This window comes from Modestobacter muralis (assembly GCF_010682105.1).
GTDB classification, from domain to species: domain Bacteria; phylum Actinomycetota; class Actinomycetes; order Mycobacteriales; family Geodermatophilaceae; genus Modestobacter; species Modestobacter muralis.
The window spans coordinates 1-1048 of record NZ_JAAGWH010000076.1 but is presented as its reverse complement, the minus strand read 5'-3'; the positions used below and the strand labels follow the sequence as shown (position 1 = coordinate 1048).

Below are 1048 nucleotides of genomic sequence, written 5' to 3'. Positions count from 1 at the left end.
CGTCAATTCCTTTGAGTTTTAGCCTTGCGGCCGTACTCCCCAGGCGGGGCGCTTAATGCGTTAGCTGCGACACGGAACTCGTGGAATGAGCCCCACATCTAGCGCCCAACGTTTACGGCGTGGACTACCAGGGTATCTAATCCTGTTCGCTCCCCACGCTTTCGCTCCTCAGCGTCAGTTACTGCCCAGAGACCCGCCTTCGCCACCGGTGTTCCTCCTGATATCTGCGCATTTCACCGCTACACCAGGAATTCCAGTCTCCCCTGCAGTACTCTAGTTTGCCCGTATCGACTGCAGGCCCGAGGTTGAGCCTCGGGTTTTCACAGCCGACGTGACAGACCGCCTACGAGCTCTTTACGCCCAATAATTCCGGACAACGCTTGCACCCTACGTATTACCGCGGCTGCTGGCACGTAGTTGGCCGGTGCTTCTTCTGTAGGTACCGTCACTTTCGCTTCGTCCCTACTGAAAGAGGTTTACAACCCGAAGGCCGTCATCCCTCACGCGGCGTCGCTGCGTCAGGCTTTCGCCCATTGCGCAATATTCCCCACTGCTGCCTCCCGTAGGAGTCTGGGCCGTGTCTCAGTCCCAGTGTGGCCGGTCACCCTCTCAGGCCGGCTACCCGTCGTCGCCTTGGTGGGCCATTACCCCACCAACAAGCTGATAGGCCGCGGGCCCATCCTCAGCCGATGAATCTTTCCACCACCAGACCATGCGGTCAGCGGTCACATCCGGTATTAGCACCAATTTCTTGGAGTTATCCCAGAGCTGAGGGCAGGTTGCCCACGTGTTACTCACCCGTTCGCCGCTAGGGCACCCCCCGAAGGAGGGCCTCGCTCGACTTGCATGTGTTAAGCACGCCGCCAGCGTTCGTCCTGAGCCAGGATCAAACTCTCCGTAGATGATTTGATCGCAGCTGAGACCAAGAGTTGGCACTCTCGTTCAATCAACCAAAGGAACCCAACGACATCCGAAGACATCGCATGGGGATGTGTTACTTGGCACTGACTTTCGGCACGCTGTTGAGTTCTCAAGGAGCGGACGCGCA

Annotated in this window: 1 rRNA gene; it reads right to left on the bottom strand. The window is 58.2% G+C overall.

Annotated features, from left to right (window positions below):
- Window positions 1–902: ribosomal RNA gene (locus GCU67_RS21055) — 16S ribosomal RNA — on the bottom strand; the annotation flags it as partial.
- Window positions 903–1048: the final 146 nt, after the last annotated feature.